Genomic DNA, 23,989 nt, shown 5'->3' with positions numbered 1-23,989 from the left:
ACGAAAAATATGCTAAAATAGACCTATGACAGATCAAGGCATATTTTACTTTTTTTTATTTTTTTCATTTATTTTTTTAGGGGCTACGTTTTTATTTTATTGGAAAATAAAGAAAATTCCCGATTTGAGGACATTAAAACTTGGAAGATTGGGTTTTGGTTTTTTGTTGAGCCTATTTTTCTTGTTGAATTCACTGATTGCTTCAGCTGTGGCATTCCAATTTTCAGAGTATCCGACGCTTTTGACGCGGATTGGGATTATTGCGTTAGTCGTTGAAGGAATTCTTATTTTTATTTTTCCGTTGATTTTTGGATTTGCTTTGCCGATTGCAATTTTGATTTTGACAGTGAAGATGTGGCGGCGGGAATCCAAAAGCATCGCTAATTTAATCTTGCCGATTATCATGTTTCTTTTCTTTATTTTGGATTGGATTTCGCTTTATGTAGGCAGGCTTTCAGATCAGTGGATCTGGTTAAAAATTCTTTCTTTTGCTTATCCAATCTTGTCATTGTACTTGTCGTGGCAATTCTTGGTATTTTTCTTGTCCAGTTGGATTTATGGTAGAAAAATGAAAAAAACGACGGCGACTTATTATGTGGTGCTGGGTGCAGGATTAGTACAGGGCGATAAAGTCGGTGTTTTACTTGGGAATCGAATTCGTGCTGCAGTAAATGCCGCAACAGAAAAAACGATTCTTGTGTTTTCTGGAGGACAGGGTAAAGATGAACATCTCTCAGAAGCTCAAGCGATGCAAAAATTTGCAGTTGAAACATTAAATTTTCCTATTGAACGCACGCTTCTTGAGGATCAATCTAAAACAACTTACGAAAATTTAGTGTTCTCTTCAAAAATTATTGATGAAAAATCAGCTGAAACTTCATTTTTATTTTTTACATCAGACTATCATGTATTTCGTGCAGCGCTTTTTGCTCGACAGCTCAATTTAGGGGCTCAGGGAGGAAAAGGCGGAAAAACAGCATTTTATTATCGTGTTCCAGCATTTATTCGTGAATTTATTGCAGTGATGAATAATGAGCGAAAAAAACACATGATTTGGGTTGGGAGTATCGTTGGGGGACTCGGATTGATTGCTGTCATTGTTGAGTTGATTCAGCATTTAAGAGGAACTTAATCATAAAATGATGGTAGTGATTGAAAAGATAAGGGAGATGTACGGTAAAAAAATCATTTTATTGAGATCAAAAGGGATAATAAATAGGTTGGAATTTTAAATTGAGAGAGAAGATTAAAAGAAAGTGATTGGTGGTAACTTTCTTTTTTGTGAGCAGATTTTTTTGATTTTTGTTACATTTAAGATGATATAACGTATAAAAAGGTATGATTATTGCAGAAGATAAATATGGAAATCGTGTAAATAGTATTCAACAGCCTTCTTTAATGGATTCTTATTTTTGTCCTGCGTGTAAGGCGTCACTTATTTTTAAAAATGGTCTAGTCTATACGCCACATTTTGCTCATCGCACGTTGAAAGATTGTCATGCATGGTCTGAAAATGAATCTGCACAACATTTATCTTTAAAGTTACAGCTTTTTGAGTGGTTTCATCAGTCTGAAAAAGTAGAGCTTGAAAAATATCTTCCAGAACTTGAGCAAACGCCTGATTTATTGGTGAATGATCGGATTGCTATTGAGATTCAATGTTCAAGTTTATCGCTAAAAAGACTTAAAGAACGCACGGAAAACTATCAAGCATATGGATTTAAGGTGATTTGGCTAATGGGCAAGGATTTGTGGATACAAAAGGGGATGACGACACTTCAAAAAAATCTGATGGGTTTTTCAGAAAATCGTGGTTTTTATTTTTGGGAACTTGATGAAAAAAATCAGAAATTAAGATTAAAATCCTTGATTCATGAAGATTTAGCGCACCACACGATGTATTTGACCGATGTTTTTGAGTTTCAAAAAGGAAATTTATTATCGCTTTTGCGATTGCCGTTTGAAAAGCAAAAATGTCCTGTTCTTGAGATTCCAGAACAAGATGGAAAAAGTCAGTTTGATTTTATTCAGCGTCAACTTTATCATTGTGCACCGAGTTGGCTCAAAAAGCAAGCGCTTTTTTATGAAAATCAGAAGCATTTGCTTGATCTTGATTTTTCAAAAAAGTATGTTGCTCCTGCTGGATTGGATTTATTATGTTTTCCTTTTCAAAAGGTTGAACAAAAGTTCATTCAGCTACATCACAAAGATACAATACGCTATTATCAAGAGTATTATCGTTATTTTCAGACACATCATCAATCATTTCTCTATCCACCTTATTTTTATCACACACAGTAAAAAAAGAAAGTCATCATGGTGTGCTTTGTTTTTGGGAACTTCGATTTCTCTTATTCTGTGCTATAATTAAAGAAATGTGACTTTTGAAAAGGAGATACGATGGCAAAAAAACGTGATGAAATCACTGATGATTTTAAGTGGGATTTGACGACAGTTTTTAAGACGGATGAAGATTGGGAACAAGAACTTGCTTGCGTGAACTCAAATCTTTCAGGAGAGTCAAGTTGGGACGCTGATGCTGTGCATTCAGCAGTGGATTTTTCTGGTCATTTGTTGGATTCAGCAGAAGTGCTTTTTGAGGCAACGTCAACGATGCTTTCGATTTCAAGAGATGTAGAGCGTCTTTATGTTTATGCTTCAATGAAAAATGATCAAGATACAAAAGTGACAAAATATCAAGGATATCAAGCGAAAGCAAGTGCATTATATGCAAAATTTGGTGAGGTTTTTGCTTTTTTTGAGCCAGAATTTATGACGTTGTCTGAGACACGTTACACGGAGTTTTTGTCTGAAAAACCAGAATTAAAAGGATATCATCATTTTTTTGAGCGGTTATTTGCAAAAAAAGCACATGTATTGTCTCAAAAAGAAGAGAAGCTTTTGGCAGGGGCAAGTGAAATTTTTGGTGCTGCTGCTGAAACGTTTGAAATCTTGGATAATGCTGATGTAAAATTTCCGATGATTACGGATGAAGAAGGAAAAGAAGTTCAGTTAACACACGGAAATTACATTTCATTTATGGAAAGTAAAAATCGAAAGGTTAGAAAGGCTGCTTATGAAGCGTTATACAGTAATTATGAGCAGTTTGAACACACGTATGCAAAAACGTTACAGACGAATGTAAAAGCAGATAATTTTAAAGCACAGGTGCATGGATATTCTTCTGCACGAGAAGCTGCGTTAGCGCAAAATTTTGTGCCTGAGCAGGTTTATGATGTGCTTATTGAGCAAGTGAATCGCCATCTGCCTTTACTTCATCGGTACGTTGCATTACGCCAGCAGATTTTGGGGGTGGATGATTTGAAAATGTATGATCTTTACTGTCCATTGTCTAGTCTGGATTATAAATTTAATTATAGTGAAGCGGTTGATAAAGCGCAAGAAGTTTTGGGAATTTTTGGTGAAACTTATTTAAAGCAGGTCAAAAGAGCATTTGATGAACAGTGGATTGATGTGAAAGAAAATGTTGGAAAACGTTCTGGTGCTTATTCTGGTGGAGCTTATGATACGAATGCTTTTATGTTGTTAAATTGGCAAGAGACCTTGGATGATTTGTTTACGTTGGTCCATGAGATGGGGCACAGCATGCACTCGACATTTACGCGTGAAAATCAACCTTATGTTTATGGAGATTATCCCATTTTTTTGGCGGAGATTGCATCAACGACGAATGAAAACATTTTGACAGAAACGTTGCTTGATGAAGCTAAGGATGAAAAAGAACGATTTGCTATTTTGAATCACTGGTTGGATGGTTTTAGGGGGACGGTTTATCGTCAGACTCAATTTGCTGAGTTTGAGCAAGAAATTCATCGTGCTGATGCTGCGGGTGAAGTTTTAACGAGTGAATTTTTGAATGATTTATATGGACGTTTAAATGAAAAATACTATGGTTTGAAAGCATCTGAAAATAGAGAAATTCAATTTGAATGGGCACGCATTCCTCATTTTTATTATAATTTTTATGTCTTCCAATATGCTACTGGCTTTGCGGCAGCATCTTATTTGGCGGAAAAAATTGTTCATGGAAATGAAGCGGATCGGCGGGCATATTTGGATTATTTGAAAGCAGGATCATCAGATTATCCGCTAAATGTGATTAAAAAGGCAGGCGTTGATATGGCTTCTGGTGTGTATTTGGAATCTGCTTTTGAGCGCTTTGAAAAACGGTTATCAATGCTTGAAGCATTAGTGGCTAAGGGAGTTCATCGTGCCAGATAAGATTCAAACAACTTATAAAAAAACGAGTAATCCAATGATGCACCGTCCAGTAGTTAAGCCAGAATTAGTGCAGTGGATGCGGGAGCGACAAACGGCTGTGACGGGCGATTTGGCGATTGTTTTAAAACAAGCAAGTGAAAATAATATTCCAATCATTCCTCATGAAACAGTGGTTTATTTTCAGATGTTGTTGCATTTACTTCAGCCAAAACGGATTCTTGAGATTGGGACTGCAATTGGTTTTTCGGCTTTAATGATGGCGGATGCGGCAAAAGAATGTCAGATTGTCACGATGGATCGTAATCCTGAGATGATTGCCTTAGCGAAAAAAAATTTGGTAGATTTTGATCATCGTAAACAAATTAAGTTACTTGAAGGCGATGCAGCGGATCTTTTGTCAGTACTGACAGCGCAAGAAAATGAGAAATTTGATTTGATTTTCATGGATTCTGCTAAATCAAAATATATTGAATTTTTACCGAAAGCTTTGTCATTACTGACAGAAAATGGAGTAATCTTGATGGATGATATTTTTCAAGCGGGCGAAATTTTAATTCCAATTCAGGACATTAAGCGCTCACAAAGAGCATTAGAAAGAGGTTTACGTCGTCTTTTTGATGAAGTGTTAGACACTCCAAAATACATGACGAGCATTCTGCCACTTGGTGATGGGTTATTGATGATTAAACCTCAGGATTAATGATTATTTTTTCAGTATTTTGATTTGCATAAATTAAGTTTTATTGAAAATTTTATGTTATAATTACTAGAAGTTAATTCAGTCAAGGTTTTATGAGACTTGACAAATGAATGAAGGAGAAAATTTTGAAATTCAAAAAACTTGGTTTAGTTCTCTCTGCTGTAGTCGCAACATCAGCTGTGCTTGTACTTTCAGGCTGTTCAAGTAATGCAGCAAGTAAAGACATTATCACGATGAAAGGTGATACTGTTCAAGTCAATGATTTGTACGACAGAGCCAAACAATTCCCTAATCTTCCTACAAATACGTTGCTTCAAAATATTACATTTGACAAAATATTTGAAAAGGAATCCGCTATCGCAAAAGAAGCTACCACTAAAAAAGTGGATGCTCAGTTCAACAGTGTCAAAAAACAATATGGCACACAATTTGATTCTGCGCTGCAACAACAAGGATTGACCGAAGCAAACTTTAAACCTTATCTGAAAACTCAATTGTTGGAACAAGCAGCAATTGAGAAAGATATTGCTAAAACGCAATATACCGAAGCAAATCTCAAAACGGCTTGGGCGACTTATCATCCAGATGTGACTGCTTTTGTTTTGAGTGAAACTTCTAGTGATGCAGCAAATAAGGCGATTGCGGCAAATAAAGCAGATGCGGCAAAATTTGATAAAGATAACGCATCTAGTAAAGTCACGTTTAACTCAGCCAGTACAACTGTATCTGATGATGTGAAAACGGCAGCGTACAAGTTGAAAAATGGGGAAATCTCGGGAGTCGTGACTTCAAGCGATGCATCAACGGGTCAAACCAGTTATTATGTGGTGAAGATGATCAAAACGTCAGACAAAGGGACAGATATGAATAAATACAAATCTGAACTTAAAAAAGTGATCAAAACTCAGAAAATGTCTGATTCAACTTATGTTAGTGGCGTGATTGGAAGTTATTTGAAAAAATATAATGTGACAGTGAAAGAAAGTGCGTTTTCTTCATTATTCTCACAATTTACTTCACAATCAAGTCAATCTAAATAATACATTTGAATGATCCTAAAGAGAGCTTCTGTTGTGGTGAAAAGAAGTGAATCATCTGTGCTTAAAAGCGGAGCAAACCGCATTATCAAACGTAAGAGACGATAAAGATACGATCGTGAATGAGGGTGGTACCGCGCTGTTTGACAGTCGCCCCTTTGTTTACGATCGTTTTTTGAATTTTTATTGTGAATAATATCACAAAAATAAATTTGTCAGTACTGACAGAATAAAAATAGACAGTACAGACAAAAATTACGATGAAAACATGCTCGAAATTTGCACGATCAGAAGTTTTCTGATCACAAAAAGCTGTCAGCACTGACAAAAAGTTTTTTTGTGGCAATCGAGTAAAAAATGGAGAAAAAAATGAAATACATGACCTCAGCAGAAATTCGTGACACTTTCCTCAATTTTTTTGAGTCGAAAGGATCAACGATTATGCCGTCACAATCCCTTGTTCCTGTGAATGATCCGACGTTACTTTGGATAAACTCTGGCGTTGCGACAATGAAAAAATATTTTGACGGCTCTGTTGTACCTGAAAATCCACGCATGACGAGTTCTCAAAAATCAATTCGCACAAACGATATTGAAAATGTTGGAAAAACAGCACGCCATCACACGATGTTTGAAATGATGGGAAATTTTTCAATTGGGGATTATTTTAGAACAGAAGCGATTGCTTATGCTTTTGAGATGCTGACAGATGAGAAATATTATGGTTTTCCAGTAGAAAAACTCTATGTGACGTATTATCCAGATGACCAAGAAACGTATCAGCGTTGGGTTGAGGTTGGATTACCTGCCTCGCATCTTGTACCGATTGAGGATAATTTTTGGGAAATTGGTGCAGGACCTTCAGGTCCAGATACGGAAATTTTCTTTGATCGTGGCGCACAGTATGATCCTGAAAACATTGGCTTACGTTTGTTGAGTGAGGACATTGAAAATGATCGCTACATTGAAATTTACAATATCGTGTTGAGTCAATTTAATGCAGATCCAAGCGTTTCTCGCAAGCAATATAAAGAGCTGCCTCAAAAAAATATTGATACAGGAATGGGACTTGAGCGCATGGCTTGTATCATCCAAGAGGGGCGGACGAATTTTGATACGGATCTGTTTTTGCCGATCATTCACGAAATTGAAAGATTATCCGGAAAAACGTATGATCCTGATGGCAATAACATGAGTTTTAAAGTGATTGCTGATCATATTCGCTCGTTGAGTTTTGCGATTGGCGATGGTGCATTGCCAGGAAATGAAGGCCGCGGCTATGTGCTTAGACGGCTCTTACGTCGTGCGGTAATGCATGGAAAACGATTGGGGATTCAAGGGAAATTCCTTGCAAGTTTGGTCAAAATTGTAGGTCAAGTGATGGAAAATTACTATCCTGAAGTTCTTGAAAAAGCTGATTTTATCGAAAAAATTATTGATCGCGAAGAAGAAACGTTTAATCGAACGATTGATGCTGGACAAAAATTAATCGATGATTTATTAAGTGAACTAAAAACTCAAGGAAAAGACACGATTGACGGGGCTGATATTTTCCGTTTGTACGATACGTATGGTTTTCCTGTCGAATTAACAGAAGAATTGGCGCAGGATGAAGGCTTTAAGATTGATCATGCTGGTTTTGATGCAGCGATGAAAGCTCAACAAGCAAGGGCACGTGCAGCAGTGGTTAAAGGTGGCTCTATGGGGGCGCAAAATGAAACACTCAGCTCAATTGAAGAAGCATCTGAATTTTTATATGATGTGCACGCAGCTAAAAGTAAGATTTCAGTGATTGTCAGTGCTGACAAAAAAGTGTCAACACTAGCATCAGGCACTGCACAGATCATCTTTGACCAAACACCATTTTATGCGGAAATGGGAGGACAAGTGTCCGATCACGGAGTCATCAAAAATGAAGATGGGGATGTTGTGGCAGTAGTCACAGATGTGCAACATGCTCCTCACGGTCAAAATTTGCATACGGTCAATGTTTTGTCAGCACTGACAGTAGGAGAGACGTATCATCTTGAGATTGATGAGGTCCGTCGCAATGCGGTTGTCAAAAATCATACCGCCACTCACTTACTTCATGCCGCACTTCACAACATTGTCGGGAAACATGCACTTCAAGCAGGATCACTCAATGAAGTGGACTTCTTACGTTTTGATTTTACGCATTTTGCTCAAGTGACCAAAGAAGAACTTGCGGCACTTGAACAAGAAGTGAACGAAAAAATTTGGGAAAACATTACGATTCAAACGCGGACAGATCTGTCAGTCGATCAAGCGAAAGAAATGGGCGCTGCAGCCTTATTTGGCGAAAAATACGGCACTAATATTCGCGTGGTTGTGATTGGGGATTATTCAGTTGAACTTTGTGGTGGAACACACACGAAAACCACCAGCGAAATTGGACTGTTCAAGATTGTAAAAGAAGAAGGAATTGGTTCAGGAGTACGCAGAATCACAGCGCTCACAGGTCAAAAAGCGTATGAAGCGTTTGTGAATAGTGAAAAAACGTTACTTGAAGTGGCAAATGTCATCAAAGCACCACAAGCTACACAAGTACTTTCAAAAGTTTCAGCGCTCCAAGAGGAACTCAAAACAGTACAAAAAGAAAATGAAGCACTGACTGGAAAACTTGCAGTAAGCCAGTCCGAAGAACTTTTCAAAAATGTACAAAATGTGGGAACAACAAGTTTTATTGCAGCACAAGTCAAAGTTTCAGACATCAATGGTTTACGACAATTGGCGGATCTTTGGAAACAAAAAGAATGGTCAGATGAATTGATTTTGGTCGCAAAAATTGGTGAAAAAGTAAATGTACTTGTGGCAAGTAAAAAGCCTGAAATTAAAGCAGGAAATGTGGTCAAAGCGCTTGCACCATACATTGATGGACGTGGAGGTGGAAAACCTGATTTAGCAATGGCAGGTGGAGCGAATGCAAATGGAATTTCCGAACTTCTTAATCATGTCGCAGAAAATTTAAAATAAAAAACAAGAACTCAGAAGAAAGAAGCTGAGTTTTTGAGCTATTTTTATGATAAAATAAAGGAAATAGGAGGAATTCAGATGAAAAAAATACCAGTATTTGTTTTCAGTGTTTTAGCACTTACAGTTTTAAGTGCGTGTACTTCTAATCAAAAAAAGAGCGCGACGCAACATTCTAGCCAATCAACACAGGTGGCATCAAGTCAAACGTCAAAAAACAGCACCAGCACTTCATCATCTCAACCAACGTCATCAAGTTCATCAACGACATCCACTTCTCAAAGTTCAAAGGATGCCAGATTTGACGATTTATCAACCAGTGAAAAAGATCAAATCTTAGCAACATGGCTGCAAAATAGTCAAGGGCAATATACGGTCTATCATGTGGATACTCTCACGACATATTTTGTCAATGATGGTCAAAATGGATCAAAAATGTATCAAGATGGACAAAAAGTAGGTAATGCTTATGCTGGAATCTCTCTTGCGCGACAAAAAAATTCAGCAAAATTTGTCATGAAACCAGAGAGTGTTGAATTTTACGTTCCATCAAGTCACAGTGGTTTTGATGGAGATTGGAATCACATCCAATGGCAGCTCAAAGAAACTGTCTTGAAGTCCGATTTAATGACAAAATATGCTTCGCTTAGCAAAAATAATCATCAAATTGTAGATCAAGCAACGCAGCTCCCATCATAAAAAACAGACATTTTTAAGAGCAAGGAAAATATGGTTAAAAATACAGAAGATAAACCGTTAGCGCAAAATAAAAAAGCCAGACATGATTATGAAATTTTTGAGACGTTTGAAGCAGGGATTGTTCTGACAGGAACAGAAATTAAGGCCATACGGCAATCAAAAATACAACTCAGAGATGGTTTTGCACGCGTGAAAGATGGCGAAGTTTGGTTAGCAAATGTACATATTGCACCGTTTGAAGAGGGAAATAGATTCAATGTTGACGAATTAAGGACTCGAAAATTGCTATTCAAGAAAAAGGAAATTTCAAAAATCCAGAAATCGCTCACAGAAACAGGAATTACCTTTGTTCCATTGAAAGTTTATCTAAAAAATGGATTTGCCAAAGTCTTGATGGGACTGGCGCGAGGAAAAAAAGAATACGATAAACGTGAAACAATTAAGCGCAGAGAGCAAAATAAAGACATTTCGCGCCAACTTAAAAACTATAATCGATAATAGCCGTTAAAAAGCTGTCAGTACTGACAGTTTTTTATGTTACATTTTTATTTACAAAGCATTTACTTTTTATTTGCTTAGTATTTACATTTAAATTAAAAGTCGCATGCTACAATAATAATGTAAGCAAAAAGGCTTGCGAGTAGATCATCTACTCAACAAAAATAGAAATTATTGGAGAAATATCATGAAAAAGCAAATTCTTGCGGGTATCATTGCTGGCGCTGCACTCATTAGTCTTGCAGCATGTGGTTCAAAATCATCTACCTCAACTTCTGACAGTTCAAAAGCATTGTCAGGAAAAATTATTTCAGGTGGTTCGACAGCCTTGCAGCCATTGGTACAACAAGCATCAACAGAATTTATGGCTAAAAATCCAAGTGTTCAAATTACCGTTCAAGGGGGCGGTTCTGGTGTTGGATTGACACAAACTGTTGCTGGATCTTTCCAAATTGGGAACTCAGATATTTTTGCGGAAGAAAAATCAGGAATCGATGCGTCAGCACTGACAGACAATAAAGTCGCTGTTGTTGGATTTGCACCGATTGTGAATACGAAAACAAAAACAGACAACTTGACTCAACAACAATTGATTGACATTTTTACAGGAAAAGTAACCAATTGGAATCAAGTGGGGGGATCAGATCAAAAAATTACAGTGATCGGACGGACTGCAGGATCAGGAACGCGGGTCAACTTTGATAATTTTGCTTTAGGAAAAGCTGCTGAGGTCAATGGTCCAACACAAGATGCTTCAGGATCAGTGGTCCAAATGGTAGGACAAACACCAGGAGCAATCTCTTATGTTGCATTTTCTTACTTAAGTACGAATCCAGATGTTAAAGCACTCAGCATTGATGGAGTAAAACCAACAGATGAAAACGTGCAAACGAATGATTGGAAAGTATGGTCATACGAACACATGTATGTCAATACGAAAAAAGTGACTGCAGCAGAAAAAGCATTCATCAAATATGTATCAAATGACAGCAGTGACCTCAAAAAATTGGGATACATTGCGGTTTCTGATATGAAAGTTGATCGCGACAGCAGCGGAAACGTGACGAAAAAATAAAACACATACGATTTGACAACGGTGACAGGACTGTCAGATCTCGCATCTGCTGAAACAAAGATGAAAAAACGATGCCAAATTTTTTCTCTTTGATACGCTTTTCCCAAATAAGTACAACACACTCGTTCAGCAGATCCGAGATTTGACATTCATCACACGAATATGAAGTTAAATCATTCCTTAGCAAATAAAAGCTGCTGAGGCCTTCAAAATTTTCTTTTCATAGAATGGCACAGCTTATAAAAAGACTGTGCTGTTTGTGTTTCTCATTTACAAAATATTTACAAAATAACGCTTTCTTGTTTTAAAAAGATGCACACGATTATGCTATAATTGGAGTATGAAAAAGAAAATTTTAATCACGTTTGCTGCCCTTTCAGGCCTCTTTTTATTGAGTGCATGTGGTGCAGGAAATAAACAGGTCACAGCAGGCGGCTCAACGGCATTACAGCCACTAGTCGAACAGGCGTCTTTGGATTATATGAAAAAAAATCCAAAAGAAATCATCATGGTTCAAGGTGGAGGATCTGGTGTAGGATTAGCACAAGTTGCAGCAGGATCTTTTCAAATTGGGAATTCGGATATTTTTGCTGAAGAAAAAACAGGGATAACAGCAAATAAAATTACAGATCATAAGGTTGCAGTCGTTGGTTTTGCACCAATTGTTAACGAAAAACTGAAAGTTTCTAATCTCACTGATCAGCAATTGACAGACATTTTTACTGGAAAAATCACAAATTGGAAGCAAGTAGAAGGTCCGAATCAAAAAATTACTGTCATTGGACGGACTGCAGGATCAGGGACACGAGTTAATTTTGATAAATACGGTCTTAATGGTGCAGTAGAAATCAATGGTCCAACTCAGGATGCTTCAGGATCAGTGGTTCAATTAGTGGGGCAAACGCCGGGTGCGATTTCTTATGTTTCATTTTCATACATTCACAAATCAGGAGTAAAACCCCTTCAGATTAATAGTGTTGAACCCAATGATGAAAATGTAAAAATTAATAAATGGAAAATTTGGTCATACGAACACATGTACACGAACAATTCAAAAGAAAATAAAGTTGAAGATAAATTCATCAACTATGTCACGAACGATACTAAAACCTTAAATAAATTGGGGTATATCAGTGTTTCAGAAATGAAAGTCGATCGCGACGCGCATGGATCGGTGAGTGTATTAAAATAAAAGACGTTTCGTCACACAATAAAAATTAGTTAGGTCTTTATGGAAAACTCAAAAATAAAAGAAAAATTACTTTCAAGTAATAAAAATTCACGCCTTGAAAAATTTGGTAAAACATTGACTTTTCTTTGCATTGCATTAATTGTCTTTGTGGTTGCTTCTATTCTCGTCTTTGTTGCGCAAAAAGGGCTCTCAACTTTTTTTGTAGATAAAGTCAATCCCTTTAATTTCCTTTTTGGAACCAACTGGTCCCCAGGGAATATGGGTCCTGATGGGAAACCCGCTGTTGGGGCATTGCCTATGTTTTCAGGCTCTTTGATTGTCACGGTCTTATCTGCACTTGTGGCAACACCTTTTGCCATAGGAGCGGGGATTTATATGACTGAAATTTCACCAAAATACGGGAAAAAAATCTTGCAACCAGTGGTTGAACTTTTGGTTGGAATTCCATCAGTTGTTTATGGATTTATTGGTTTGACGGTTGTTGTGCCGATCATTCGAAACGCGTTTGGTGGGACAGGACTTGGGCTTCTTTCTGGGGTTTTTGTTTTGTTTGTGATGATCTTACCGACTGTTACAAGCATGACAGTCGATGCGCTAAAAGCTGTTCCAAAACATTATAAAGAAGCTTCACTTGGACTGGGTGCAACACGCTGGCAAACGATTTGGCGCGTGCTTTTACGTGCGGCTGCGCCAGGAATTTTGACTGCAGTTATTTTTGGAATGGCGCGTGCTTTTGGTGAAGCACTTGCGATTCAAATGGTTGTTGGAAATGCGGTGATGATGCCAAAAGATTTGATTTCACCAGCAAGTACATTGACTTCCATCTTGACGTCAGGAATTCCAAATGCGACACCAGGAATTCAATCAAATGCGCTGTGGTCGCTTGCGTTATTGCTTTTGATTATGTCACTCATTTTTAATCTTGCCATGCGCGCCATTGCAAAGAAAGGACAACTTAAATAATGAATGCAAAACGAACAGATAAAATTGCAACAGGTGTACTCTATGTCCTTTCAGGAATTATTGTTGCGATTCTTGCTTTTCTACTGATTTATATTTTATATAAAGGACTTCCTCATGTTTCTTGGACGTTCTTGACAACAGCCTCAAATCCTTTGACAGGTGGTGGGGTTGCGGTACAACTCTTTAATTCCATCTATTTGTTAGTGGTAACGTTAATCATTTCAGTTCCGCTTTCTTTGGGAGCAGGGATCTATCTTTCTGAATATGCCAATCAAAAACATTGGTTAACATCATGGGTGAGATCAGCCATTGAAGTCTTATCTTCACTTCCTTCAATCGTTGTGGGATTATTTGGAATGTTAGTTTTTGTTTTGCAATTTGGATTAGGATTTTCAGTGCTCTCTGGAGCTTTGGCGTTGACGGTATTTAATCTTCCGTTGATGACGCGTAATGTTGAAGAATCGCTTCGGGCGATTCCGACGATGCAACGCGAAGGCGGATTGGCATTAGGGCTATCAAAATGGGAAACTGCGACGCAAATCATCTTGCCTGCTGCGGTACCAGGGATTATCACAGGAGTAATCCTTTCATCTGGACGTGTTTTTGGAGAAGCAGCTGCTTTGATTTATACTGCTGGACAAACCAACTTGCCGATTGATTGGGCCAATTGGAATCCGATGAGTTTAACTTCTCCACTTTCTTTATTTAGACCTGCTGAAACATTGGCGGTTCACATTTGGGCGTTAAATACAGAAGGGACAATCGCAACGGCGCAACAAATTTCTGCAGGCGCTTCTGCAGTATTGATTATCTTTGTTCTTCTCTTTAATTTAGGTGCTCGTTTTGTTGGAAATCGGATTCACAAAAAATTAACTTCTGGAAATTAAAATCGCGTGATCGTGTGTAGGAAAAAAGGAAAAGAAAAAATTTATGGCAACAACTTATGATTGGAATGAACGTCATATTTTGACGTTTGATCGAGAGATTGCACTCTCAACAACAGATTTACGCGTTTTTTATAATGGCACAAAAGAAGCCATTCATGGGGTCAGCATGAGTTTTCCCAAAAATAAAATTACCGCATTGATTGGACCGTCAGGGTCTGGGAAATCGACTTATCTTCGTGCATTAAATCGGATGAATGATACAATTGATGGGGCACGTGTGACGGGTGAAATCACTTATGAAGGCGTCAATATTAATGATCCGAAAGTCAATGTGTACGAAGTAAGAAAACAAATTGGGATGGTGTTTCAACGTCCAAATCCATTTCCAAAATCAATTTATGAAAACATTGCATTTATTCATCGGCGCGAAGGTATTAAAGAGAAGAAAAAATTAGATGAGATCGTGGAAAAAGCGCTAAAACAGGCAGCGCTTTGGGATCAAGTCAAAGACAATCTCAACGGTTCTGCGCTTGCGATGTCTGGAGGACAGGCACAGCGACTTTGCATTGCACGAGCACTTTCTGTGAAACCAGATATTCTATTGATGGATGAACCCGCTTCAGCACTTGATCCGATTTCGACCATGCAAATCGAAGAAACCATGTCTGATTTGAAAAAGGATTATACAATTATTATTGTGACGCACAATATGGCGCAAGCTTCACGTGCGAGTGATTATACCGCGTTTTATTATTCAGGAGATTTGATTGAATATGATGAAACGAGCAAAATCTTTACACAGCCGACACTAAAAGCAACGGAAGATTATGTTTCTGGACATTTTGGATAAAAAAATAAACTGACGTAAGGCGGGATGAAAAACGGTGCTAAAATTTTTTTGTCAGTACTGACAGAAAATAATGTGGCGGTGTGAGTGCAATTTGGAGAGAAAATGACAAAAGAACCGATATTAAAAATTAACGATTTGAGTCTTTATTATGCAAAAAAGAAGGCTTTAAATGAAATCAGTATGGACGTGTATCCTAATGAAATTACGGCATTGATTGGGCCGTCTGGGTGTGGAAAATCAACCCTTTTACGTTCGATTAATCGGATGAATGATTTAATTCCGATTGTTTCAATCACTGGAGAAGTCATCTATAAAGAAAAAAATATTTACAGCTCAAAAGTGGATACAGTGGATTTAAGAAAAGAAATTGGAATGGTATTTCAACAGCCCAATCCGTTTCCTTTTTCGATTTATGAAAATGTCGTGTATGGCTTGAGGCTCAAAGGAGTGAAAGATAAGGCGGTGCTTGATGAAGTCGTTGAAAATTCGCTTAAAGCAGCCAATATTTGGGACGAGGTGAAAGATATTTTACACAGCTCTGCTTTAGGACTTTCTGGTGGGCAACAGCAGCGGGTTTGTATTGCGCGTGTTCTTGCGGTAAATCCTGAAATTATTTTGATGGATGAGCCAACTTCTGCACTGGATCCGATTTCAGCGGGACGCGTTGAAGAAACAATGCTTGAGTTACGCAAAGACTACACGATACTCATTGTGACGCACAGCATGCAGCAAGCGTCCAGAATTTCTGATCGCACAGCATTTATGTTAAACGGTGATTTGATTGAATATGCGAACACAAAGAAAATCTTTTTAAATCCTGATAAAAAAGAAACAGAAGATTATATTGCAGGACGTTTTGGATAAATCAACGCATCTTAAGATCAAACGTCTCTATTGAAAAAAGAAAGAATAAAGGAAAAAATATGCTTCGAACACAATTTGAAGATGATTTAAACAGACTTCACAATAAATTTTATGCAATGGGAACTCAAGTTTCTGCTCAGTTAAATAAGGCTGTTCGCGCATTTGTCAGTCATGACAGAGATTTAGCAGAAGAAGTCATTGCGGGAGATCTTGAAATCAATGAGCAAGAAAAGAAATTGGAAGTACAATCACTTGAAATGATTGCACTTCAACAACCAGTCTCAAGTGATTTAAGAACGATTGTTACTGTATTAAAGGCGAGTTCTGATTTAGAGCGCATGGGCGATCATGTGGCATCCATTGCAAAAGCGACGATTCATCTTAAAGGTGAGGAACGCATTTTTGAAGCTGAAGAAGACATTTCGTTGCTCGGTGAAAAGGTAAAATCAATCGTAGATGCCTCACTTAACGCTTATATTCAAGGGGATGATGAGCGTGCACGTGAAATTGCAGCGCAACAAGTTACCGTCAAAGAAATGAATCACGAAATCGAAAATAAAATCCTAGAAGCAATGAAAGAAAATTCAGAAACCATTACCACAGGAAAAGAATATTTGCTGACATTGGTTTATTTGGAGCGCATCGTAGGTTATGCGATCAATCTTTGCGAATGGATTGTTTATCTGAACTCTGGAAATATCATTGAATTATAAAAAAAAGATGAGAATTTTTTCTCATCTTTTTTGTCAGTACTGACAGAAATAAAAATTAGCCATTTAAAATCGTTAAGCGAAGTGGATCAGTTGAAAGTGCCACGTCCCCCCCCAATGGAAACGTAAAAATCGGTTGTGTATGTCCAAAATCAACGTCGTAAATCACAGGAATGTGTTGTAAGAGAGGATATTTGTCCAAAATAAAGTGTAAAATTTCCTCGGTCATTCCCTCTTCTTTTGGAAAACGTCCGATCACAAGTCCAGCGAGATCAGGATAAATTTGCAAAAAATGCGCCAATTCTCTGTCCCAATCATAAAAATCCTCACCTTCTGCATTTTCTAAAAAAGCAATAGGAGCGCTGAGTGATACTTGAGAAGTAGTACCTGTCACAAGCATCAGTGTATTCAAATTTCCCCCCAAACTGACCCCCGTCGCCTGTCCATGATGATAGATTTTCCACTCATTTTTTAGCAGCTGACGTGGCTTTTCTGGAAGATACCACGCATCACTCGTAAAAACATCACTGGCACGCAATTCATACGTTTTGTCAGTACTGAGCGCTTTGAGCCACTCTGAACTTTGAAATTCCTGTAATTCATCCATCAAAAAAGCGATATAACCAGGACCATAATAAGTGACAAGGCCAGTATGTGAAAAAATCGCATGATGAAGCACGGAAATATCAGAAAAACCACAGAAAATTTTTGGATTGTTTCGAACGATTTCCCAGTCCAGATAAGGCAAAAGTTCATTGCTATTAAAGCCTCCAATCGTACATAACACTGCTTTTACATTTTGATCTTTAAACGCGGCATGAAAATCAGAAACGCGCGAAGCAATACTGCTCGACGAAAGAATATCGTTTTCCAAAAGATGTGCCCCAAAAGTGACTTTAAATCCTAGTGCTTCAAGTCGCACTTTTGCTTTTAATTTATCCTCGAATTTGCCCGTACGAATCAATGAGGAACTTGGTGAAATCACACGAATCTCATCACCTTTTTGTAATTTATTAGGAAAAATACGTTCCATCACACCCTCCTTTAAATGAATTGAACTCATTATAACACATTTTTACTTTTGTCAGTACTGACAAAAATAAAAAAAGATTCTGTCAGCGCTGACAGAATCTTTTTATTTCGTGATGACTTCTAAACCACCCATATAAGGCCGCAAAACCTCAGGAATTGTAATTGAACCATCTGCATTTTGATAATTTTCGAGAATTGCAGCAACCGTACGTCCAACAGCAAGTCCAGAACCGTTCAAAGTATGCACCAACTGAACTTTTCCGTCCTCATCACGATAACGAATTTGCGCACGTCGCGCTTGGAAATCTTCACAATTTGAGCAAGAAGAAATCTCACGATAAGTATTTTGCGCTGGAATCCAAACTTCTAAATCGTAAGTCATTGCTGCAGAAAAGCCCATATCTCCCGTTGACAAACGGATCACGCGATAAGCAAGTCCCAATTTTTGCAAAATATTTTCAGCATTCTGAGTCATAGATTCAAGTTCATCATAAGATTCTTCAGGTTTTGCAAATTTCACCATTTCAACCTTGTGGAACTGGTGCAAACGAATTAATCCACGCGTATCGCGCCCAGCTGATCCAGCCTCAGAACGAAACGCAGGAGACATTGCAGTAAATTTGATTGGCAAATCCTTTCCGTCAAGAATCTCATTACGATAGTAATTCGTCAAAGGAACCTCAGCCGTAGGAATCAAAACATAATCTTCATTTTTGACTTCATAAGTATCTTCTTTAAATTTCGGATATTGCCCTGTCCCAAACATCGAATCTGCATTGACCATATAAGGAGTTACCATTTCAGTGTAACCTTCTTTAGCATGCTCATCCAACATAAAATTATAAACTGCACGTTCAAGACGTGCCCCAGCACCCTTGTAAAAGAGGAAACGTGCTCCAGTCACTTTCGCACCACGATCCCAATCCAAAATATCAAGATGCTCCCCTAAATCCCAGTGCGCTAAAGGTTCAAAATCAAATTCAGGAATTTTACCCCAGCGTCGTTGTTCCTCATTACTCTCCTCATCAGGACCAATTGGATCCAACGGATTTGGAATATTTGGCAACATCACGATAATCTCATTAACTTTCGTTTCAATTTCAGTAAGTTCACTATCGATTGCTTTAATGTCTGCAGATACTTTTTGCATGTCCGAAATCTGAGCAGAAGCATCACCTTTTTGACGTTTAATCTGAGAAATTTCATCAGAAACCGTATTACGTTTTGCTTTCAATTCTTCAGATTTTACGATTAATTCACGTCGTTTAATATCAAACGCATGCAAAGCTTCTAACTTTTCTTTAGCCACACCACGCGTTGCCAATTTTTCAGCAACAAGATCAAATTCAGAACGAATTTTTTTAATATCTAACATTTTTTTCACATTGATTTCTTATTAAAGAAATCAAACCTTTCTTTTTAATTCACAAAAAATGCCCTCATTCCTCCTTTAAAAGAAGAATTAGGGCACAATAAGTACGGTTCCACCTAAAAACATTTTTGTCAGTGATGATACAACTTCTGTCAGTAATGACAGAAAAAGACAAAGATCTCTAACGCTCGTAACGTGAGACTGCCGTTTCTATTTTCATAGAAAAAATGTGAAGGAGATGAAGTCTGCCGCTTTTCCTTGTTTTCACCAGCCACAAGTTCTCTACAAAAATTTAGCACACCCAGTCTTCCCTCTCATTTTACCAGTTTAATTTCATCTTGTCAAAAATTTTGAAAAACGTTTCGAAAAAAAACCTAAAAATGTTATAATAATATTATAGGGAAAATTTTATAAAACACATTTATTTCTAATTTTCAGAAATAAAAAATAGAACAGTGATAAAGGAGCACCTTCATTTTGAAAAGAAAAGACCCAAATTCATCCCCAAAACACAAAAAAACGCTTAGTTTATTTCACATTACCTTTGATCGAAGATTTTTCATTGATTTATCAATATTATTGATCGGCGTAGGCTTATACGCTCTTTCCGTCAAACTTTTTGTCATCCCAAATGCGCTCGCAAGCAATGGCATTGCAGGATTATCTGTTTTCATGAATTTCGTTTTCGGTGTGAGCCCATTTTTGACCGTTTTACTCGTAAACTTACCCCTCTTTATTTTTGGAGGAAAATTTCTTGAAAAAAGAGAGCTCCTCTTAAGTTTATTTGGCGCCACAGCAATGACCCTTTGGCTCATGATTTTTGAAGCCCTCAATATCCCAGGAATACAATACAGTCATTTGATTTTAGCAGGAATCTCAGATGGATTACTCTCAGGGATTGGCGTAGGGTTAGCAATCCTCTCAAGAGGAACCATCGGAGGTTCACTGATGTTTAGCCGCATTATGGAAAGTCACACAAAGATGCCCATTGATAAAGCCCTCTTTCTTATTGATCTCATCGTGATGATCTTATCTCTCATTACCTATCTCGCAGTACCTAACTTTGCTGTCACACTTTTATCCTGCTACATTTTTAGTAAAGTCACGCGGTTAATCGGACGAAAAGAGTATCGACAAAAAATGATGCAACGCTTGCGAATCTTTAATCCTTAACGTCTCAAACCAAAAGAAGATAATAAGTTGGGCGCTCTTACGACGTTGTCTTTCCCGATTTTCTCACGCAATATTTTAATCACTTTCCCTGTTTCTTCTGAAGAAAAACGCAACACCGCCTGAGTAGGTAAAACAATCGTAAATTCTTTTCCCAACTTTCCACGAACCGAAATATTAATCTCAACTTTTCGAATATCACAAAACGCAATTAAAATATTTTTTGCAATTCGTTGATTGAGATAATCAAATTCAAACCCAACATTTCCAATTTTAATAGTTCCCTCCATTTGAGCCCCAGAAAAAAATGTCGCACGCGTCTCAAAATCAATCGCATCATTTATTAAATCAGACAAAATAACCTTCCCTTCTCTATAACAGCATTATAACATAAAAAAACAAGTAAAATAGAGAACATTCCCCCAAAAAGGAGCATGACTTGAGTATTTTCGATGTAAAAATAGATCAAAAATTTCTAAAAGACCTGATCTTATTGATTTTTGGCGTAGGACTATATATCCTCTCCGTAAGAATATTTGTTTTACCCAATTTCCTTGCCAGTAACGGCATCGCAGGTTTTTCAGTTTTTATTAATTTCGTCTTTAAAATCAACCCAGCCCTCACTTTTTTTCTGGTCAATATTCCTTTGTTTTTGTTTGGATGGAAATTACTCACTAAAAGAGAACTTTTACTAAGTATTCCTGGAGCTGTAGCAATGAGCCTTTGGATGCTGATCTTTGAACAGCTCGGGATTACAGGATTTACTTTTGATCAAATGATTTGGGCAGGGATTTTTGATGGATTCCTCTCAGGTATCGGAGCTGGACTCGTGGTTGTTTCAGAAGGCACCTTTGGAGGATCGCTTCTCCTTAGTCGAATCATGGAAGATCAATGGAATTTCAAAATTGATCGCATCCTCTTTGGGATAGACGTCGTCGTGATGATGCTTTCGCTTCTCACCTACTTAGCCCTTCCCAATTTTGCCACTACACTGCTGTCATGCTTTATTTTTAGCAAAGTCACGCGGTTTATCGGACGAGAAACGTATCGCACAGCACTTCTCACAAAAATAAAAAAGAACCTCTTTGAAAAATAAAAAAGAAAGCTTACACTTTCTTTTTTTTGCCCAATTTTTTAAAAGCATGACTGAGAGTCCCGAAAAAAGTAGCAGATTTTACGACATTTTCATTGCCAATATTTTCACGAATAATTTTAAGGATATGTCCAGCTTGACCAGAAGAAAAACGAATCCGATGCTTATTATTTAAAACAAGATAAAAATTCTTCCCTATCTTTTGCCCATGATGCGTCACACGTCCTTCAACTAAACGAATAGATGGCCAAGGAAAGGTCATATTATCAGCGACATTTCGATCACTAAAAAACTCCATTCCCTTATCACCAAGCATAATTTTTCCGTATTTTGGAAGTCCAAGATAAACAATGGCTTCTGCAGTGAAGTCTGCCCGCGTATTTATTGATTTTACCATATCCTCATTGTAACACGAAAGGGCTTTATTTTCAATAAATATCCTAAATAAAAACAAGAAAAAAGCGCTCTTTTGAAGCGCCTTTCATTAATCTTTTAAAGGTTAAGCAAGCCCTGCAACGTGCAAGAGAATACCTAATACAAAGAGTCCAAGGATAATCGCCAAAGGAGCATTACGATTTTTCCATTTACGCAAAATCCAGATGACAATGAACGTAAGAATCAAAGCAATGAAACCAGGAATCAAGCTATTAAAGACATCTGTCAATGATTGTTGTTTGAATGGATTAAGTCCAAGACCACTACCTACTTGACCAAGCATGTTGCCAAGTGAAGAACCACTCACGTTGATATTGCCAAGATTACCTACAGCGACATAGTGAGCACCATGAGCTGTTGCATCAACAATCTTGGAAGCATCTGTTGCAGACCAAATAGGGCTTGCGGCTGTACCAATATTGTGTGCATGAGAAATCCATTGACCGGTATAAGCACCATCTGCCAAAGGTTGCTTAGGAAGCATTGCATTAGCACCAGTAAAGTTAATAGATACCCAGCGTTCAATCAATACACCAAGGATAAACATCCCAAGAATAGAAGCACCTTTTGTTACTTTTTGGAGTAATCCTCCACCAAGATCAGAAGTGATCGCTGTCCCTTGTTTGTAACCAAATTCTTGTGTGAACCACAAGAAAGCAATACGGATTGCATTCCACAATACGAAGAAGAGAATAGGACCAACAATAGAGCCAGTCAAAGCAAGAGAAGCACCAAGCGCACCAATAATAGGACGAAGTGTGAACCAAAAGACTGGATCACCAACACCAGCAAGAGGTCCCATCATACCGACCTTAACCCCTTGGATAGCAGCATCATCGACATCAATACCATTTGCTTTTTCTTCTTCAAGGGCAAGTGTAACACCAATGATAGGAGCAGCAGGATATGGGTGAGTATTAAAGAACTCCATGTGACGTTTCAAAGCAGCTTTCGCCTCGTCAGAGCCAGCAGGATAGAATTTCTTCAATGCAGGAATAATTGCATAGAGGAAACCAAGGTTTTGCATCCGTTCATAATTCCAAGACCCTTGCAAGAACATTGAGCGAACCATAACGCTGAAACGTTCGTTTTTAGAAAGGTGGAACTTTTTATTTGAATTTTCCATTTTTTATAAGTCTCCTTTCTTAATAATCGTTTAGAATATCGCCAATTGGGTCACCACTACCAGAAGCAGCACCATTACCAGAGCCTCCCTTTTCAGAAAGCGCCAAGTAAACCAAAGCGATAACAACACCCAAGATTCCCATACCAATCAAAGTGATTTGAGAGATAGGAGCAAGGACGAAACCAAGGAAGAAGAATGGCCAGATTTCAGTTGTTGCCATGATGTTAATAACCATTGCATAACCAACAACGACAACCATACCACCACCAACAGCAAGACCACCTTTGAGCCAGTCAGGGATAGCATTCAAAGCATCCGCTACGACTGAGGCAGGAACGGCAGTGATGATTGCTGCAGGAATCGCAATACGCAACCCTTGAAGAAGAAGGGCAAACATATGCCATCCTTGAACACCAGAGTAAGAACCACGTTCAGCAGCAGCATCAGCCAAATGAACGGTACCAACGTTGATGAAACGAACTAAAGTTGTAAGCACAAGTCCAGCAGTAGCCAAGACGATAGCAGACGCGATAAATGTTTGCAAGTCTTGAACAGTAGGGGTTCCTTTGCTCCAATCCCAACCTTTAACCATTAAGAGAGCAGAAGCAACAGATGCAAGTGCAGCGTCTGGAGCGACAGCGGCACCGATATTTGCCCAACCAAGGGCGATCATTTGCAATGCACCACCAAGAAGTACCCCTGCAGCCAAGTGACCTGTCACAAGACCGATCAGCGTACAAGCGAGAATAGGTTGGTGAAATTGCCATTGGTCCAAAATACCTTCAAGTCCCGCAAGAAACGCGACAAGGATGACCAAAATTACAGATATAACACTCATTTTAGTTATTTCTCCTTTTTATTTAACATTTGCTTTTTTAATCAAAGCAAACAAGTCAGCTTTAGAGTCGCTTGGCACTTTACGGACATCAAACGTCACGCCAAGATCGCGCATTTTTTCAAATGTAGCGACATCATCCAAATTAGCTGAAAGAACATTATTCAACATCGTTTTACCTGTTGAATGAGCCATCGATCCAACGTTAATCGTTGAAA

Annotated in this window: 24 protein-coding genes; 17 read left to right on the top strand and 7 right to left on the bottom strand. The window is 38.0% G+C overall.

Annotated elements, in window-relative coordinates; all coding sequences use genetic code 11:
* The first annotated feature begins 25 nt into the window (after nt 1–25).
* The 15 genes from GHI93_RS03195 to phoU all read left to right on the top strand — a co-directional run bounded on the left by GHI93_RS03195 (nt 26) and on the right by phoU (nt 16,711).
* Complete coding sequence (locus GHI93_RS03195; RefSeq protein WP_153495550.1) at nt 26–1,132, top strand: ElyC/SanA/YdcF family protein; 1,107 nt, start codon at nt 26–28, stop codon at nt 1,130–1,132.
* A gap of 206 nt (nt 1,133–1,338) precedes the next feature.
* The gene (locus tag GHI93_RS03190; protein ID WP_153495548.1) at nt 1,339–2,301 is read left to right on the top strand and encodes a competence protein CoiA; all 963 of its coding nucleotides are present in this window, start codon (nt 1,339–1,341) and stop codon (nt 2,299–2,301) included.
* A 99-nt stretch (nt 2,302–2,400) separates the two neighbouring features.
* Nucleotides 2,401–4,242 (top strand): oligoendopeptidase F, encoded by a 1,842-nt coding sequence (pepF, locus tag GHI93_RS03185; protein ID WP_153495546.1) that lies wholly within the window; start codon nt 2,401–2,403, stop codon nt 4,240–4,242.
* Nucleotides 4,243–4,276: 34 nt separating this feature from the next.
* Nucleotides 4,277–4,942: an O-methyltransferase gene (locus tag GHI93_RS03180; protein ID WP_153495786.1), complete on the top strand. Its 666-nt coding sequence runs from the start codon at nt 4,277–4,279 to the stop codon at nt 4,940–4,942.
* Between the two features lie 125 nt (nt 4,943–5,067).
* Nucleotides 5,068–5,982, top strand: coding sequence for a peptidyl-prolyl cis-trans isomerase (locus GHI93_RS03175; protein WP_153495544.1), 915 nt, complete (start codon nt 5,068–5,070; stop codon nt 5,980–5,982).
* A gap of 366 nt (nt 5,983–6,348) precedes the next feature.
* Entirely contained in the window at nt 6,349–8,973 is a 2,625-nt protein-coding gene (alaS, locus tag GHI93_RS03170; protein WP_153495542.1) for an alanine--tRNA ligase, read from the top strand.
* 78 nt (nt 8,974–9,051) lie between these two features.
* Nucleotides 9,052–9,669 carry a hypothetical protein gene (locus GHI93_RS03165; protein ID WP_153495541.1) on the top strand — a complete coding sequence of 206 codons (618 nt, stop codon included), beginning with the start codon at nt 9,052–9,054 and terminating at the stop codon, nt 9,667–9,669.
* Between the two features lie 30 nt (nt 9,670–9,699).
* Complete coding sequence (gene smpB, locus GHI93_RS03160; protein ID WP_153495539.1) at nt 9,700–10,167, top strand: SsrA-binding protein SmpB; 468 nt, start codon at nt 9,700–9,702, stop codon at nt 10,165–10,167.
* A gap of 187 nt (nt 10,168–10,354) precedes the next feature.
* The gene (locus GHI93_RS03155; protein ID WP_153495537.1) at nt 10,355–11,242 is read left to right on the top strand and encodes a phosphate ABC transporter substrate-binding protein PstS family protein; all 888 of its coding nucleotides are present in this window, start codon (nt 10,355–10,357) and stop codon (nt 11,240–11,242) included.
* 340 nt (nt 11,243–11,582) lie between these two features.
* Nucleotides 11,583–12,434 (top strand): phosphate ABC transporter substrate-binding protein PstS family protein, encoded by an 852-nt coding sequence (locus GHI93_RS03150; RefSeq protein WP_153495535.1) that lies wholly within the window; start codon nt 11,583–11,585, stop codon nt 12,432–12,434.
* 39 nt (nt 12,435–12,473) lie between these two features.
* A complete protein-coding gene (pstC, locus tag GHI93_RS03145; protein ID WP_153495533.1) occupies nt 12,474–13,397 on the top strand; it encodes a phosphate ABC transporter permease subunit PstC in 924 nt (307 codons plus the stop codon).
* The gene (pstA, locus tag GHI93_RS03140; protein WP_153495531.1) at nt 13,397–14,284 is read left to right on the top strand and encodes a phosphate ABC transporter permease PstA; all 888 of its coding nucleotides are present in this window, start codon (nt 13,397–13,399) and stop codon (nt 14,282–14,284) included. The genes pstC and pstA overlap by 1 nt, the downstream gene beginning before the upstream one ends.
* Nucleotides 14,285–14,327: 43 nt before the next feature.
* Nucleotides 14,328–15,134: a phosphate ABC transporter ATP-binding protein PstB gene (gene pstB, locus GHI93_RS03135; RefSeq protein ID WP_153495530.1), complete on the top strand. Its 807-nt coding sequence runs from the start codon at nt 14,328–14,330 to the stop codon at nt 15,132–15,134.
* 102 nt (nt 15,135–15,236) lie between these two features.
* Nucleotides 15,237–15,998: a phosphate ABC transporter ATP-binding protein PstB gene (pstB, locus tag GHI93_RS03130; protein ID WP_153495528.1), complete on the top strand. Its 762-nt coding sequence runs from the start codon at nt 15,237–15,239 to the stop codon at nt 15,996–15,998.
* Nucleotides 15,999–16,057: 59 nt separating this feature from the next.
* Nucleotides 16,058–16,711 (top strand): phosphate signaling complex protein PhoU, encoded by a 654-nt coding sequence (gene phoU, locus GHI93_RS03125; RefSeq protein WP_153495526.1) that lies wholly within the window; start codon nt 16,058–16,060, stop codon nt 16,709–16,711.
* Between the two features lie 55 nt (nt 16,712–16,766).
* Here the strand turns inward: phoU and GHI93_RS03120 are convergent, their stop codons facing one another.
* Together GHI93_RS03120 and serS are read right to left on the bottom strand one after the other, a co-directional pair.
* On the bottom strand, nt 16,767–17,741 hold the full coding sequence (locus tag GHI93_RS03120) for a S66 family peptidase (RefSeq protein WP_153495524.1): 975 nt from the start codon (nt 17,739–17,741) through the stop codon (nt 16,767–16,769).
* Between the two features lie 102 nt (nt 17,742–17,843).
* On the bottom strand, nt 17,844–19,115 hold the full coding sequence (gene serS, locus GHI93_RS03115; protein WP_153495522.1) for a serine--tRNA ligase: 1,272 nt from the start codon (nt 19,113–19,115) through the stop codon (nt 17,844–17,846).
* A gap of 534 nt (nt 19,116–19,649) precedes the next feature.
* On the opposite strand from serS, the gene GHI93_RS03110 reads away from it, so the two are divergent.
* Entirely contained in the window at nt 19,650–20,285 is a 636-nt protein-coding gene (locus GHI93_RS03110) for a YitT family protein (RefSeq protein ID WP_415579488.1), read from the top strand.
* Here the strand turns inward: GHI93_RS03110 and GHI93_RS03105 are convergent.
* On the bottom strand, nt 20,282–20,638 hold the full coding sequence (locus tag GHI93_RS03105; RefSeq protein ID WP_153495518.1) for a DUF956 family protein: 357 nt from the start codon (nt 20,636–20,638) through the stop codon (nt 20,282–20,284). The genes GHI93_RS03110 and GHI93_RS03105 overlap by 4 nt on opposite strands.
* An 83-nt stretch (nt 20,639–20,721) precedes the next feature.
* Between GHI93_RS03105 and GHI93_RS03100 the strand changes: the two genes are divergently transcribed.
* A complete protein-coding gene (locus tag GHI93_RS03100) occupies nt 20,722–21,378 on the top strand; it encodes a YitT family protein (RefSeq protein ID WP_153495516.1) in 657 nt (218 codons plus the stop codon).
* Between the two features lie 10 nt (nt 21,379–21,388).
* Here GHI93_RS03100 and GHI93_RS03095 read toward each other — a convergent pair whose 3' ends face one another.
* The 4 genes from GHI93_RS03095 to GHI93_RS03080 form a co-directional block, all read right to left on the bottom strand.
* Nucleotides 21,389–21,772, bottom strand: coding sequence for a DUF956 family protein (locus GHI93_RS03095; protein ID WP_153495514.1), 384 nt, complete (start codon nt 21,770–21,772; stop codon nt 21,389–21,391).
* 102 nt (nt 21,773–21,874) lie between these two features.
* Nucleotides 21,875–22,936: a PTS system mannose/fructose/sorbose family transporter subunit IID gene (locus GHI93_RS03090; protein WP_153495512.1), complete on the bottom strand. Its 1,062-nt coding sequence runs from the start codon at nt 22,934–22,936 to the stop codon at nt 21,875–21,877.
* Between the two features lie 19 nt (nt 22,937–22,955).
* Entirely contained in the window at nt 22,956–23,774 is an 819-nt protein-coding gene (locus GHI93_RS03085; protein WP_153495510.1) for a mannose/fructose/sorbose family PTS transporter subunit IIC, read from the bottom strand.
* 18 nt (nt 23,775–23,792) lie between these two features.
* Nucleotides 23,793–23,989 (bottom strand): PTS sugar transporter subunit IIB (locus tag GHI93_RS03080; protein WP_170272375.1); only part of this gene is annotated, 197 nt, incomplete at its 5' end.

The organism is Lactococcus hircilactis (assembly GCF_009601015.1).
In the GTDB taxonomy this organism is placed as follows: domain Bacteria; phylum Bacillota; class Bacilli; order Lactobacillales; family Streptococcaceae; genus Lactococcus; species Lactococcus hircilactis.
This window is presented reverse-complemented; position numbering and strand designations above follow the sequence as displayed.